The organism is Kocuria sp. KKT182 (assembly GCF_055635395.1).
Genome location: NZ_CM145757.1, coordinates 703,788 through 718,183, shown reverse-complemented (window position 1 = coordinate 718,183; position 14,396 = coordinate 703,788). Strand labels below are relative to the sequence as shown.

Here is a 14,396-nt window from a genome sequence, read left to right as displayed (position 1 = left end):
GCACGGAACGAGAGTAGGGGCACCCGGTGAATCCCCGGGAAACGCGCGATGGGCGCGGCCCCGTCCGCACCTCCCGAACAACGAAGGGTTTTTCAGTGCTGCGCACCCACAACCTCGGCGCCCTGCGCGCCGAGCACATCGGAGAGACCGTCACGCTGGCCGGCTGGGTCGGCCGGCGCCGCGACCACGGAGGGGTGGCCTTCCTGGACCTGCGCGACGCCTCCGGGGTCGCCCAGATCGTGGTGCGCGACGAGGCGGACTTCCACCACCTGCGCAACGAGTTCGTCCTGCAGGTCACCGGCACCGTGGAGCGCCGCCCCGAGGGCAACGAGAACCCGGCGCTGTCCACCGGCGAGGTCGAGGTCATGGCCGAGACCGTGACCGTGCTCAACACCGCCGCCGCGCTGCCCTTCCAGATCGACGAGCACGTGGAGGTCGGCGAGGACGCCCGCCTGCGGCACCGCTACCTGGACCTGCGCCGCCCGGAGCCGGCCCGTATCATGCGCCTGCGCTCCGACGCCAACCGGGTGGCCCGCGAGATGCTGCACCAGGACGGGTTCACCGAGGTGGAGACGCCCACGCTGACCCGCTCCACCCCCGAGGGCGCCCGCGACTTCGTGGTCCCGGCCCGCCTGGCCCCGGGCTCCTGGTACGCCCTGCCGCAGTCCCCGCAGCTGTTCAAGCAGCTGCTGCAGGTCGGCGGGATCGAGAAGTACTACCAGATCGCACGCTGCTACCGGGACGAGGACTTCCGCGCCGACCGACAGCCCGAGTTCACCCAGCTCGACATCGAGGCCTCCTTCGTGGAGCAGGACGACGTCATCGCCCTCGGCGAGCGGATCGTGGCCGCGCTGTGGAAGCTCATCGACGTGGAGATCCCCACCCCCATCCGCCGGATGACCTACGCGGAGGCGATGGCGAAGTACGGCTCCGACAAGCCGGACCTGCGCTTCGGCCTCGAGCTCACCGAGCTGACCGAGTACTTCCAGGACACCACCTTCCGCGTGTTCAAGGCCCCCTACGTGGGCGCCGTGGTCATGCCCGGCGGGGCGTCCCAGCCGCGCCGCACCCTGGACGCCTGGCAGGAGTGGGCCAAGCAGCGCGGGGCCAAGGGCCTGGCCTACGTCCTCGTCGGCGAGGACGGCACCCTGACGGGACCGGTGGCCAAGAACATCACCGAGGCCGAGCGCGAGGGCCTCGCCGCCGCGACCGGCGCGCGGCCCGGGGACTGCATCTTCTTCGCCGCCGGCGAGAAGAAATCCTCCCGCGCGCTGCTGGGCGCGGCCCGGGTGGAGATCGGCCACCGCACCGGTCTGATCGACGAGGACGCCTGGGCGTTCGTGTGGATCGTGGACGCGCCCCTGTTCGAGTCCGCGGCCGAGGCCGTCGAGTCCGGCGACGTCGCCGTCGGCGCCGGCCAGTGGACCGCCGTGCACCACGCGTTCACCTCGCCCAAGCCCGAGTTCCTGGACACCTTCGACGAGGACCCCGAGCACGCCCTGGCCTACGCCTACGACATCGTGTGCAACGGCAACGAGATCGGCGGCGGCTCGATCCGCATCCACCAGCAGGACGTGCAGCGGCGGGTCTTCGAGGTCATGGGCATCGGCCGGGAGGAGGCCGACGAGAAGTTCGGGTTCCTGCTCGAGGGCTTCAAGTACGGCGCGCCCCCGCACGGCGGCATCGCCTTCGGCTGGGACCGCGTGGTCGCCCTGCTGGCCGGGACCGACTCCATCCGCGAGGTCATCGCGTTCCCGAAGACCGGCAACGGCTTCGACCCGCTGACCGCCGCGCCGGCGCCGATCACCCCGCAGCAGCGCCGGGAGGCCGGGGTGGACGCCAGGCCGGGGGCGAAGCAGGACGAGGACCTGAAGGCCGAGAAGGCGGCCGCGCACTAGGCCAGGGCCCCATCGGGCCGGGTCCGCCCGCTCCGGGCGGACCCGGCCCGATGTGCTTTCGGTGCGCCGGTGCTCGGTCCGGCGGCAGCACAGCGGTGCCGAGCCCCCGCCGCAGGCCGATCCAGCCCGCGCCCACCGCGATCGTCGTCGGGACGGATCCTCGGGCCTCAGCGCGGACCCGGTCGGCGGAGCTCTCCCCGCAGCGGACCGATCAGTTCCCCTCTCGCGTCCTCGTCCACGGCGACGGTGTCCGCGCCCAGCCACGTCGCGGTCGTCGCCAGCTCGGCCGCCAGCTCCCCGACGACGACGGAGCGCGTCGGCCACCTCGTTGCCGCGGCGGCGTCGGGACCCGGCTCCTCGGCGAAGGCGGAGCGGACCAGGAGGACGCCGCGGTCCCGGTCGTACTTGAGGTCGACCCGGGCGACGAGGGACTCGCCGAGCAGGAACGGCAGCACGTAGTAGCCGTGGGTGCGCCGGGAGGCGGGGGTGTAGATCCCGATGCGGTAGTGCATCCCGAACAGCTCCAGGAGCCGACGACGCTCGAAGACGAGCGGATCGAAGGGGGCCAGCAGGGCACGGGCGCCCGTGCGGCGCGGCACGCCGGCGTCGGCGTGCAGCCACGCCGGGCGGTCCCAGCCGGCGACCGTGACGGGCAGCAGCTCGCCGCTGTCGACGAGCTCGTCGACAGCGCGGCGGGTGACGCGCTGCCCGAGGCGGAAGTAGTCGGCGAAGCACCGGACGGTCCCGATGCCGTGGGCGCGGGTGGAGATGCGGACGAGCTCGCGGACGGCGTCGTCCGGGTCCGGCGGCGGCTGCCCACGGACGTGCGGGGGCAGGACGCGCTCGGCGAGGTCGTAGACCCGCTCGAACTGTGCGTTGCGGCGCGCGGCGCCGAGCTGCCCGGCGTCGAAGAGGATCTCCAGGGCGGTCCTGGCGGCGCTCCACCGCCAGCCCCAGCCCTCCTCGGCGCGCTGCGCGTGGCGGGCGTCGACGAACGCCTCGACCTCCCGGGCCGTGAGCGGGCCGCGTTCGGCGACGACGGCACGGACGAGCTCGAGCACGCCCGGGTGGCGCGCCTCCAGCGCGTCGGGGTCCATGCCGGCCCAGCGCCGGCGGGTCCAGGCGACGAGCGGGAAGGTGGCGACGGGCAGGTAGCAGGCCTCATGCGCCCAGGCCTCGACGAGGCGGCGCGGCGCCCGGCCCGCTGCCCGATCGAGCAGGGCGGTGTCGTACGGCCCGAGCCGGGCGAGCAGCGGCAGCAGGTGCGCCCGGGCGAGGACGTTGACCGAGTCGATCTGCAGCAGCCCGATGCGCTCCACGGTGCTCGTGACGTGCCGCATCGTCACCACCGGGGGCCGGGTGCGGTCCAGGCCCTGGGCGGCGATCGCGACGCGGCGCGCCTGGGCCGAGCTGATCGTGCGGGTCACCCGGACGACGATACCGAGACCGGCGTGCGGAGTCGACGGCATTCGCGGCCGCGCGCACGACTGCGGCCGGGGCATGGTGGTCCGGGCACCAGCGGTCCGGCAGGGCAGCAGCCGGCGAGGGGGTCAGTCGAGCAGGCTCTCCAGGTGCGGGGTGCGCTCGTGGGCGCCCGGCAGCGGCTCGCGGCCCCGGCCCAGGAGGAACCACAGCGGGACCACGAGCAGCGCGAGCACCAGGCCCACCCACACCCACGAGGCGGTCAGCGCGTACTCCGCGCCCGTCAGCACGAGGGCGACGGCCATGAGCGCGGCGCCCAGCACGCCGAGCGCCCGCGCCGCGGCGGTCCGCCCGAGCTTCGCCACCGCGGCGCAGGCCAGGCCGTAGTAGAGGGCCACGAGCACCGAGATGATGCCGATCGAGTCGTCGAAGAGCGGCCCGGAGAACGCCATCCAGGCGGCGGCGACGGCGGCGGTGGTCCAGGTGGCGAAGGACAGGGACCGGAAGCGGCGCGGCAGGTGCCCTCCGCGCGCCATGGACATCAGGCCGCGGGAGGTGGGGATCATCGTGGTGCCGATGGACGCCCCCGCCGAGACCGCCACGAGCGCGGCCAGCAGCGGAGAGGCCACCGAGGACCCCGGGGCGTAGGCCCAGCCGATGGCGGCGTAGGCGGCCGCCACCACGCCCAGCGCGACCCACGCCGAGACCCGCGGGGCCCGCTGCGTGGTGGACTCCTCGGTGAGCGAGAACGTGGAGTCCCACCCCCAGTACAGGAACAGGGCCAGCAGCACGGCGGCCGCCACGTCCCCGGCCGAGACCCCGGTGCCGACGGCGAGCTCCGCGGTGCCGTAGAAGCCGGTCCACTCCCCGTCCTCGCCCGTGCCGGGCGGCAGGGCCGGCGCGGTGCGCACCGCCCACACCAGCACGCCCACCCCGATCAGCTGCAGGACGGCCAGGACCCACTGCACGGCGGCCGAGACCCTGATCCCCGTGGCGGACACCGCCGCGAAGGCCGCCATGAGCAGGGCGGCCACGGCGGTGGTGGTCCAGGGCCCGGCGCCGATCCCGAGGGCGAACAGGGCGGAGTCGGCCGTGACCCAGGCGAGGGAGGCGAGCACGAGGGTCGCCGAGAGCCACAGCCCCCACCCGCCCAGGAATCCGGCGAACGCGCCGTAGGCCTCCCGGGCCCATCGGTAGACGGTGCCCTGGTCCTCGTAGAGGGCGTCCAGGCGGGCGAAGCAGACCGAGACGACCACCATGGGGAGCACGGCGCCGACCAGCACCACGGGCGTCCAGACGCCGACCAGGGCGTGGATCAGGCCCACCGTGACCACGGCCGAGTACAGCGGGGCGATCGAGGTGGACCCGATGACCGCGGAGGTCGTGGTGGAGATCGACCGGGGGAGCAGGTGGGCGGTCACAGCAGACCCTTCTTGTCGATGACGTTGGGCACGAACCGGCAGTAGTAGTCGGTCAGCGGGCCGTCCGACTCGCGGATGCCGATGCCGGCCGCGCCCGCCTCGCCCACCACCCACGAGCCGATGACCGGGTGGTTGGGGGCGCCGTCGGAGCCCGGGAAGTTCCGGATGGGCGTGTAGGCCTGCCACACGTCCAGCGGGGACGGGTGGGGGTGCTCGGAGCGGATCCGCACGTTGCGGGCGTGCATCTCGATGCCGTCCCCCTCGCGGCCGAACACGGGCTTGCGCACCCACTCCCGCAGCTCGCCGGGCCCGTCCGGGTGGGCGGCCAGCAGGTTCTCGTGCCCGGGGAAGCACCGCCACAAGGCCACGAGCAGGAGCTTGTTGGACTGGAACATCTTCCACGCCGGCTCGTACCAGTGGTGCATCCGGGTGGGGTCGTCGAGCACGAACGCCCCGGGGCCGTCGTCGACCATGTGCTCCCACGGGTGCAGGGCGAAGATCTCCTCGATCGGGCCGACCACCACGGGGTCGTCCACGTCCCCGGTCGCGTGCACCCAGCCGCCGGACCCGGTGTCGTAGCGGACGTCCTCGACGGGCAGCAGGACGGCCCGGTAGCCGGCCTCGACCGCGGTGTTCGCGATGACGGCGGCGTTGGCCGCGTCCTCCCCGGACTCCTCCTCCCGGGTGTAGGCCACGTGCAGGGTCTTCGTGGCCGAGTACGGCAGCCGCTGCCGCCACCGGTCCACGAGCATGGGCCACAGCCCGTTGAGCTGGTCGAACTCCGGGTGGTCCTCGCCCAGGCCCGGGAACAGCGCCTCCATGCGGCTCCACTGGCAGATCGCCCCCTCGACCAGCCCGGTGGGGGTGTCGCCGTTGAGCTCGAGCATCTTCGGCGGGCCCGTCCCGTCCCAGGCCAGGTCGAAGCGGCCGTAGACCGAGGGCTCCCGCAGCCGGAGGGAGTGCTGGGCCAGCTCGAAGGCCGCCTCCGACAGGCCCAGCGTGCCCAGCGCGCCGGTGGCCAGGTACCGGGCGGCCTCGGCGCACATCCGGTGCAGCTCGTCCGTGACGGACTCCAGCTCGTCCACCTCGTCGGGGGAGAAGACGTAGGCGGCCGTCTCGTTCCAGTACGAGAAGGACCGGCCGTCGGGCCGCTCGGTGCGGGCGTAGGTGAGCCCCTCGGCGCGGACGGTGCGCTCCCAGCCGGGGCGCGGCGCCAGGCCGTCGATGCGCCGCATCAGGAGCCCCAGCCGCTCTTGGACCCGCCGAAGCCGCGCGAGACGCCGCTCTTGCCCACGGCGGCCCCGTCGCGGGGCAGACCGCGGGCCACGGTGGCCGAGCCCGGCGGCCGGCCGGTGCTCCAGCCCGCCGCGGACGACACCGGCGAGCCCACGGCGGGGACGGCCGTGGCCCGGGCGGAGCTCATGAGCACCCACATCGGGAAGAAGCCGCCCACCCGCGGCCCGCGGTCGTCGTCGCACTCGTCGTCGTCGACCCGCACGGGCTCGGCGCCGCCCTCCCCGTCCGGGTCCTCGACGCAGATCTGGGCGTAGTCCGAGTCCACCTCCTGCACGTCCTGGGCCTCCTGCCCGCAGCCGGTCAGGGCGATCGTCAGGGCGCCGATCGAGGCGGCGGCCATGGTCCGTGAGGAGGGGCGGGGCGGCATGCGGGGCCTTCCGGGACGAGGACGGGACGGGGCGGTCGAGGACTGCGGTGGCGCCGGTCGGGGCGCGGGGCCGGCCGGCACGGTCCGCACGGCGGCGCCGGTGCACCCGGCCCGCCCGTGCGGGGTCCTCCGAGCGTACGACGTCCCGGCCCCGTCCGGGCGCCCCGCCCCGGCCCGTGTCCCGGACCCCGCGCGCCGCCGGCGCCCCGCCGCCGGATGTGCGGGCGCAACCAGGCGCAACATCGGCCCTTCCGCCGTCGCCGCGCAGTAGGCTTCGGGCACCTCCGGGGCCGGATCCCGCCGACCGGACCCGCCCCCGCGCCGAGCACCCAGGGGAGCCCATGAGCCGTGATCCCGCCGCCGCCCGCACCGCCCTCCTCGACGCCGGGGCCTGGTTCGCCGACCTCGTCGGGGAGATCCGCCCGCACCACTGGACCCGGCCGGGCCTGGGCGCCTGGGACGTCCGGGCGCTCGTGGGGCACACCCACCGCGCGCTCGTCACGCTCGGCACCTATCTCACGGTCCCCGCCGACGACGAGACCTGCACCGGCACGGCCCAGTACTACGCGCTCTCCGCCGCGGCCACGGACCCCGCTGAGGTCGAGGCCCGGGGCGTCGCCGCCGGCCGCGAGCTCGGCCGGCACCCGGCCGCCACCGTCCGGGCCTCGCTGGACCGGGCCCGGGACGCCCTGGCGCAGGTGCCCGTCGACGAGGACCCGCTGATCCGCACCCTGGTAGGCGGCACCCGGCTGCGCGCCTACGTGCCCACCCGCACGTTCGAGCTGGCGGTCCACGGCCTGGACGTCGCCGGGGCCTGCGGGCTGGACCGGAGACCCCCCGAGCACGTCCTGGCCGACGCCGGACGGACGGCGCTGGAGCTCGCCGCCCACGGCGGGCACCTGCCCGGGGTCCTGCTGGCGCTCACGGGCCGGCGGCCGCTGCCTCCGGGCTTCTCGGTCCTGGGCTGAACCGGCCCGGGCGCCGGTCAGAGCACCGTGCGCGCGGCCGACGCCCAGACCAGCGCGACGAGCACGCCGATCAGGGCCCCGACGACCGTCTGCGCCGGGGTGTGGTCCCCGGTGCGCACCCGCGAGACGGCCACCGCGACCGGCACCGGCGCCGCGGCCAGCGCCGCCCACGGGGCGCTGAGGACGCCGAGCCCCACGGCCCAGCACGCGGCCATCGCCACGTGGGCGGAGACCTTCCACCACAGGGTCACGACCAGCAGCACCAGCAGGCCCAGCAGCACGAACGCCGTGGTCACCGGCACCACCGGAGGGGCGCCCAGCGCGAGCTCGGCGACCACCACGAGCGCCGTGAGCACCCCCGTGGCGGCGTAGACCGGCAGCCGCTGGGCCCGGGCGCGCACGAAGTGCCCGTCCACCCGCCCGCGCCGGGCCAGCACCCGCAGCACGAGCATCGGCAGCGACGCCACGACCACCGCCGTCCCCAGACCCCACAGGGCCCCGGACCACCCGGCCCCCGACCAGCCGGCGAGCACCAGCAGGGACAGCACCAGCGGGGCGGGCGCGAACACCTCGGCCACCAGGGTGCTCGGTCGGGGCGTGCTGCGCGCGGTGGTCATGGGACGAGGCTAGCGGGGCCCCGGGTGCGCCCGGTCCTGTGGTGGACTGGGGCCCATGCGCATCGTTCTGCAGAGAGTGTCCCGGGCCGCCGTGACCGTCGGAGGAGAGGTCGTGGGGGCCGTCGAGGAGCCGGGGCTGCTGGCCCTGGTGGGCGTGACCCACGACGACGACGCCGCGACGGCCGCGAAGCTCGCCGAGAAGACCTGGACGCTGCGGCTGCTGGAGGGCGAGCGGTCCTGCGCCGACCTCGGCGCCCCGGTGCTCGCCGTCAGCCAGTTCACCCTCTACGGCGACGCCCGCCGGGGCCGGCGCCCCTCGTGGTCGGCCGCCGCCCCCGGCCCCGTCTCGGAGCCCGTGTTCGAGGCGTACGTCGCCGCGCTGCGGGAGCTCGGCGCGCGCGTGGCGACCGGCCGCTTCGGGGCGGCGATGCAGGTGGAGCTCGTCAACGACGGCCCGTTCACCCTGGTCCTGGACAGCGCCGAGCTGGAACGGCCCCGGCGGGGCTGAGACCGGGGCCGGCGCGGGCCGTCAGATCGCCGTGCGGGGAGCGGCCTCCTCGGAGCCCGTCTCCTCGCGGGCCTTCCGCTCCCGGGCGCGGTCGAGGGCCGCGATGACGGGCCCCGCGGTGACCCCGTGCAGCAGGACCGAGCCGACGACCACCAGCCCCACGATGCGCCACAGGGCCTGGTCCTCGGCGGCGAACTCGCCCTCGGACAGGGCGTAGGCGAGGTAGTAGATCGAGCCGATGCCGCGCACGCCGAAGAAGGCGAGCACGCCGCGCTCCCACGGTCCCGTCCGGCCGCCGAGCAGACTGATCCAGCCGGCGAGGGGGCGCACCAGCAGCAGGAAGGCCGCCGCGACGAGCACCTCCCGCCAGCTGAGCCCGGCGAACAGCCCCCGGGCCACGGCGCCGCCCAGGAGCACGAGCACCACCACGGTGAGCAGCCGCTCGAGCTGCTCGATGTAGCTGTGCAGCACGCCGTGGGCGCCGTGCACCCGCTCGCCCGCCCGGATGGTCACGGCGCACACGAACACGGCGATGAACCCGTAGCCCTCGACCATCTCGGTCAGACCGTAGGTGAGGAAGGTGGCGGCCAGGGCCACGAACCCCTCGGTCTGCGCGGTCGTGCGGACGCTGTCGAGCCGGGAGCGGAAGAAGAGCCGCCGCAGGAGCAGGCCCACGAGGACCCCGGCGAGACAGCCGACCGCGATCCGCCAGGCCACGTCCACGCTCAGGAAGTGCGGCAGCCACGCGCCGGGAGCGGTGCCCACCACGCTCAGGGCGATGGCGAGGTAGACGAACGGGAAGGCCAGGCCGTCGTTGAGCCCCGCCTCGGAGGTGAGCCCGAAACGGACCTCGTCCTCGCCCTCGAGGTCCTCCTGCGACTCCGAGGGCTCCCCGACCTGCACCTCGGAGGCCAGGACCGGATCGGTGGGGGCCAGCGCCGCGGCCACGAGCACGGCCCCGGCCGCGCTCAGCCCCAGCACCGACCAGCCCAGCAGGGCCGCCCCGAGCAGGCTCAGGGGCATGGCGATCCCCAGCAGCCGCCAGGTCGTGGCCCAGCGCCGGAAGCCCAGCGGTCGGTCCAGGGCCAGCCCGGCGCCCATCAGCGAGACGATCACGCAGATCTCGCTCAGGTGCAGGGTGACGGCGCTGTGGGCCACCGGGTCCGGGTCGGGCAGGGTGTCGGCCAGGGCGAAGATCACCGCCCCGGCGGCCAGGAACACCATGGGCATCGACACGGGGGCCCGCACGAGCAGGCGGGGCAGCAGGGCGGCCGCGAACACGGCGAGCCCGGCGGCGGCGAAGAGCAGACTCGGGGCCTCGAACACCGGTACCTCATTCCTGGAACGGCCGGGCGGGATCCCCGGTGGACCCCGCGCCGCAGCGGTCGTGGCCGTCGCCGGGCGGAGCGCGCCCGCCGCCGGCACCGACGTGATCAGCGTGCTGATCGTACGCCCTGTGCCCCCTCGTCCGACAGGCCGCGACGGGTGCAGCCGCTAGCCTGAGGGGGTGACCGGCTCCCTCTTCGACGACCTCGACGCCCCCGACCCCGGTCCCCGCGCCGCCGGGGACGGGGCGGACCGTGCCGCCCGCCCGGCCGGCCGGGCGCGGCGCTCCCGGGCGCCGCTGGCGGTGCGGATGCGCCCGCGCCGCCTCGACGAGATCGTGGGCCAGCAGCACCTGCTCAAGCCCGGCTCCCCGCTGCAGGTGCTGGCGGGGGAGGACCGGGGCCCGGCGGGACCGTCGTCGATCATCCTGTGGGGCCCCCCGGGCACGGGCAAGACCACCCTGGCCCACGTGATCGCCCGGGGCGTGTCCCGGAAGTTCGTGGAGCTCTCCGCGATCACCGCCGGCGTCAAGGACGTGCGGAAGGTGATGGACGAGGCGCTCACGGACCGGGACCTGCACGGGCGCACCACGGTGCTGTTCCTCGACGAGATCCACCGCTTCACCAAGGCCCAGCAGGACGCGCTGCTGCCCGGGGTGGAGAACCAGTGGGTGGTGCTGGTCGCGGCCACCACGGAGAACCCGTCCTTCTCGGTGATCTCGCCGCTGCTCTCGCGCTCGCTGCTGCTCACGCTGCAGCCGCTGGAGCGCGCCGACATCGGGGCGCTGCTGGACCGGGCCGTCGCCGACCCCCGGGGACTGAACGGCGAGGTGGAGCTCACCGCGGAGGCCCGCGAGCACCTCCTGGACCTGTGCGGCGGGGACGCCCGCAAGGCCCTGACCTCCCTCGAGGCCGCCGCCGGGGTCGCGTTCTCGGAGCAGCCGGACGACCACGACACGGACGGGGACACCGGCGGGGATACGGACGGGGACGACGGCGGGGACCGCGCGCGGCCGGTGCCGGTGATCACCCGGGAGCACGCCGAGGAGGCCCTCGACCGGGCGGCGGTGCGCTACGACAAGAACGGCGACCAGCACTACGACGTGGTCAGCGCGTTCATCAAGTCGATCCGCGGCTCCGACGTCGACGCCGCGATGCACTACCTGGCCCGGATGATCGAGGCGGGGGAGGACCCGCGGTTCATCGCCCGCCGGCTCATCATCTCCGCCTCCGAGGACATCGGCACCGCCGACCCGACCGCCCTGCAGACCGCGGTGGCGGCCGCCGACGCCGTGCAGCTCATCGGCATGCCCGAGGGGCGGATCCCGCTGGCCCAGGCCGTGGCGCACCTGGCGACCGCCCCGAAGTCCAACGCCGCCTACACCGCGATCAACGAGGCGATCGCAGACGTCCGCGCCGGCCGAGCCGGACCCGTCCCGCTCCACCTGCGCGACGCCCACTACCCCGGCGCGGGCCAGCTCGGCCACGGCCGGGGCTACGTCTACTCCCACGACGAGCCCAACGGCGTGGCCGCCCAGCAGTACCCGCCCGACGAGCTCGTGGGCACCGACTACTACCGGCCCACCGAGCACGGCCGCGAGCGCGAGATCGCCCACCGCCTCGAGATCCTGCGGGGCATCGTCCGGGGCCGGTGACCGCCGGGCTCAGCGGCCGAACAGGTGGCGCACCACCGACGCGGCCGTGCGCTCGTCGATGAGCAGGTCCGTGACCACGCCCGCCCGCAGGGCGCCCACCACGCCCGGCACCTTGTGGTCCCCCGCCACCACGCACAGCCGGCGCGGGATCCGCCGCAGCTCCATGGGCGTGGGCCCGCTCGCCCGCCGGTTGTAGTCGATGTCGGCGTAGGTCCCGTCCTCCCGCAGGAAGACCGTGCACACGTCGCCGACCACCCGGTGCGCGGACAGCTCCCGGAGCGCGTCCTCCGGCAGGTAGCCGCTGGTGTACACCTGGGAGATCATCGGACCGCGGAAGGCCCCCACGCTGAACACCGCCAGGTCCGCCGCGTTGCGCACCGCCAGCACCCGCCGCACCGAGGACTCCTGCCACATCAGCCGCCGCGTCTCCTCCTGGTCGAAGAACGCGGGGGCGGGGAAGGGCAGCAGCGCGGCCCCGAAGGCCGCCGACATCTGCCCGAGCAGCGCCGAGGACTGCGCCGTCCCCGTGGAACGGGCGCTGACCGCGCCGTTCATCTGCACGACCACCGCGTCCCGCGTGGCCTTCGGCTGCAGGTGGCCCCCGATCGCGGAGGTCGTGATCCCCCAGGCGACCGCCAGCGTCATCCCGTCCCCGAACCAGTCGCCCAGCAGCCCCGCCGCGGCCCGGGCCACGGACTCCAGCCGCTGCGGCTCCGTGGCCGTGCGCGGCGTGCCCGCCACGTGCACCGTCACCCCGAAGGCCTCCCGGAGCCGGTGGGACAGGTCGTGTCCCGCGTCCGGGGGAGCCGCGAGGCTGATCCGCACGATGCCCCGCTCCCGGGCGGCCTGCAGCATCCGCGAGACCGTGGGGCGGGAGACCCCGAAGCGGTCCGCCACCGCCTCCATCGTCATGCCCTGCACGTAGTACAGCTCCGCCGCGTGGTGGAGCTCGGCATCACCGTGCATGTGACCCTCCCTTCCCTGCACGTCCGTTCATTTGCTTTGAGCATAGGTGCAACCCAGGACAGAGTGTGATGCAGAGCACCTTCCCGACCGCAACCACCCGCCCCGAGGAGTTCCCCACCATGGCCCACCCCACCCTCTCCAGCGCCGAACGGGACCGCGCACTCGCCGAGTTCTCCGACGGCCCCGAGCTCGACGTCCTCGTGGTCGGAGGCGGCATCACCGGCGCCGGCATCGCCCTGGACGCCGTGACCCGCGGACTGCGCACCGGCATCGTCGAGGCCCAGGACTGGGCCGGCGGCACCTCGCAGTGGTCCTCCAAGCTCGTCCACGGCGGCCTGCGCTACCTCCAGCAGCTCGACTTCAAGCTCGTCTCCGAGGCGCTGCGCGAGCGCGAGCTGCTCCTGGACTTCCTCGCCCCCCACCTCGTCAAGCCCGTGCCCTTCCTCTACCCGCTGACCCACCGCTTCTGGGAGCGGCCCTACGTCACCGCCGGGATCGGCCTCTACGACGCCCTCGCCCACATCGGCGCCAAGGTCGCGACCCTGCCCTACCAGCGGCACTACAGCTTCAAGGGCGTCCAGCGGGTCTTCCCCGACATCAAGCCCGGCTCCATGGTCGGCGCCGTCAAGTACTGGGACGGCCAGGTCGACGACGCCCGCCTCGTCGTCACCATCGTGCGCACCGCCGTGCGCTACGGCGCGCTCGCCGCCAACCGCACGCGGGCCGTGTCCTTCCCCACGGACGAGACCGGCCGGGTGGTCGGCGCCACCGTGCGCGACCTCGAGACGGGGGCGGAGCACACGGTGCGGGCGAAGACCGTCATCGCCGCCACCGGGGTCTGGACCGAGCAGACCCAGGACCTGGCCCACGCCGAGGGCGGGCTGAAGGTGCTCGCCTCCAAGGGCATCCACATCATCGTGCCCCGCGAGCGGATCCGCGGCGAGAGCGGGCTGATCCTGCAGACCGAGAAGTCCGTGCTCTTCATCATCCCGTGGGCGCGGTACTGGATCATCGGCACCACCGACACCCCCTACCACCAGGACCTCGTCAACCCGGTGGCCACCGCGGAGGACATCGACTACGTCATCGACCACGCCAACGTGGTCCTCGACCGGCCGCTCACCCGCGAGGACGTGATCGGCACGTACGCCGGGCTGCGGCCGCTGCTGCAGCCCGGGACGAAGAAGGGCGGCGGGGACGCGCAGTCCACGAAGATCTCCCGCGAGCACACCGTGACCGAGGTCGCCCCCGGGCTGATCACGATCGCCGGGGGCAAGCTCACCACCTACCGGGTGATGGCCGAGGACGCCGTGGACCTCGCCCTGGGCGAGGAGCGGGCCAAGGCCGTGCCCTCGGTCACCGACCGCACTCCGCTGCTGGGCGCCGAGGGCTATCTCGCGCTCAGCCACCAGGCCGGCAGCCTGGGCGCCCGGCACGACTGGAACGAGGAGCGGGTGCAGCACCTGCTCGGCCGCTACGGGTCGGCGATCACCGAGATCGCCGAGCTCGTGGAGGACCGCCCCGACCTGGGCCGCCCCCTGGAGGGGGCCCCGGCCTACCTGCGGGCGGAGATCGTGCACGCCTGCACCCACGAGGGCGCGCTGCACCTCGAGGACATCTTCGACACGCGCACCCGGCTCACGTGGGAGCAGGCCCGCCACGGGCTCGACGCGGTCGAGGAGATCGCGGACCTCGCGGCCGAGGCCCTCGGCTGGGACGACCGGCGGCGGGGGGCCGAGGTCGAGGCCTACCGGCTCCGCTGCGCGGCGGAGGACGAGGCCGCGAGAACCCCGGACGACACCGCCGCCGCCGCCGCACGGGCAGCGGCCCCCGACGTCCTGGAACTCGTGCGCCCCTCCGAGGCCTGAGCACCCACCCGTCCCACCGAGCCCCGTCCCCCGACCCCACCCCCCACCGGCCGTCCCCGACGGGCGGCCGGTCCATCCAATCCGC

Annotated in this window: 12 protein-coding genes; 5 read left to right on the top strand and 7 right to left on the bottom strand. The window is 74.8% G+C overall.

Features of this window, described 5'->3' with window-relative positions:
* The first annotated feature begins 95 nt into the window (after window positions 1-95).
* Entirely contained in the window at window positions 96-1,898 is a 1,803-nt protein-coding gene (gene aspS, locus ACZ2G1_RS03195) for an aspartate--tRNA ligase (protein WP_109222659.1), read from the top strand.
* Between the two features lie 167 nt (window positions 1,899-2,065).
* Here the strand turns inward: aspS and ACZ2G1_RS03190 are convergent, their stop codons facing one another.
* The 4 genes from ACZ2G1_RS03190 to ACZ2G1_RS03175 all read right to left on the bottom strand — a co-directional run bounded on the left by ACZ2G1_RS03190 (window position 2,066) and on the right by ACZ2G1_RS03175 (window position 6,404).
* On the bottom strand, window positions 2,066-3,367 hold the full coding sequence (locus ACZ2G1_RS03190; protein ID WP_470377474.1) for a winged helix-turn-helix domain-containing protein: 1,302 nt from the start codon (window positions 3,365-3,367) through the stop codon (window positions 2,066-2,068).
* Window positions 3,368-3,448: 81 nt separating this feature from the next.
* The gene (locus ACZ2G1_RS03185; RefSeq protein WP_470377473.1) at window positions 3,449-4,741 is read right to left on the bottom strand and encodes an amino acid permease; all 1,293 of its coding nucleotides are present in this window, start codon (window positions 4,739-4,741) and stop codon (window positions 3,449-3,451) included.
* Entirely contained in the window at window positions 4,738-5,976 is a 1,239-nt protein-coding gene (locus ACZ2G1_RS03180) for a glutathionylspermidine synthase family protein (RefSeq protein ID WP_095650952.1), read from the bottom strand. The genes ACZ2G1_RS03185 and ACZ2G1_RS03180 overlap by 4 nt, the downstream gene beginning before the upstream one ends.
* A complete protein-coding gene (locus ACZ2G1_RS03175; RefSeq protein ID WP_126346302.1) occupies window positions 5,976-6,404 on the bottom strand; it encodes a hypothetical protein in 429 nt (142 codons plus the stop codon). Before ACZ2G1_RS03175 ends, ACZ2G1_RS03180 begins: the two co-directional genes overlap by 1 nt.
* A 341-nt stretch (window positions 6,405-6,745) precedes the next feature.
* Between ACZ2G1_RS03175 and ACZ2G1_RS03170 the strand changes: the two genes are divergently transcribed.
* Entirely contained in the window at window positions 6,746-7,372 is a 627-nt protein-coding gene (locus tag ACZ2G1_RS03170; RefSeq protein WP_290467935.1) for a maleylpyruvate isomerase N-terminal domain-containing protein, read from the top strand.
* Window positions 7,373-7,389: 17 nt separating this feature from the next.
* Here the strand turns inward: ACZ2G1_RS03170 and ACZ2G1_RS03165 are convergent, their stop codons facing one another.
* Window positions 7,390-7,989 carry a phosphatase PAP2 family protein gene (locus tag ACZ2G1_RS03165; protein WP_095650954.1) on the bottom strand — a complete coding sequence of 200 codons (600 nt, stop codon included), beginning with the start codon at window positions 7,987-7,989 and terminating at the stop codon, window positions 7,390-7,392.
* A gap of 55 nt (window positions 7,990-8,044) precedes the next feature.
* Here ACZ2G1_RS03165 and dtd point away from each other — a divergent pair, with 55 nt between their 5' ends.
* A complete protein-coding gene (gene dtd / locus ACZ2G1_RS03160) occupies window positions 8,045-8,497 on the top strand; it encodes a D-aminoacyl-tRNA deacylase (RefSeq protein WP_095650955.1) in 453 nt (150 codons plus the stop codon).
* A gap of 21 nt (window positions 8,498-8,518) precedes the next feature.
* Here dtd and ACZ2G1_RS03155 read toward each other — a convergent pair whose 3' ends face one another.
* Window positions 8,519-9,823 carry a cation:proton antiporter domain-containing protein gene (locus tag ACZ2G1_RS03155; protein ID WP_229588367.1) on the bottom strand — a complete coding sequence of 435 codons (1,305 nt, stop codon included), beginning with the start codon at window positions 9,821-9,823 and terminating at the stop codon, window positions 8,519-8,521.
* A gap of 181 nt (window positions 9,824-10,004) precedes the next feature.
* Between ACZ2G1_RS03155 and ACZ2G1_RS03150 the strand changes: the two genes are divergently transcribed.
* Window positions 10,005-11,477: a replication-associated recombination protein A gene (locus ACZ2G1_RS03150; protein WP_229588369.1), complete on the top strand. Its 1,473-nt coding sequence runs from the start codon at window positions 10,005-10,007 to the stop codon at window positions 11,475-11,477.
* A gap of 9 nt (window positions 11,478-11,486) precedes the next feature.
* Here the strand turns inward: ACZ2G1_RS03150 and ACZ2G1_RS03145 are convergent, their stop codons facing one another.
* Window positions 11,487-12,443, bottom strand: a complete 957-nt coding sequence (locus tag ACZ2G1_RS03145; RefSeq protein WP_470377472.1) for a sugar-binding transcriptional regulator — start codon at window positions 12,441-12,443, stop codon at window positions 11,487-11,489.
* A 68-nt stretch (window positions 12,444-12,511) separates the two neighbouring features.
* Here ACZ2G1_RS03145 and ACZ2G1_RS03140 point away from each other — a divergent pair, with 68 nt between their 5' ends.
* The gene (locus ACZ2G1_RS03140) at window positions 12,512-14,311 is read left to right on the top strand and encodes a glycerol-3-phosphate dehydrogenase/oxidase (protein WP_095650959.1); all 1,800 of its coding nucleotides are present in this window, start codon (window positions 12,512-12,514) and stop codon (window positions 14,309-14,311) included.
* Window positions 14,312-14,396 lie beyond the last annotated feature (85 nt).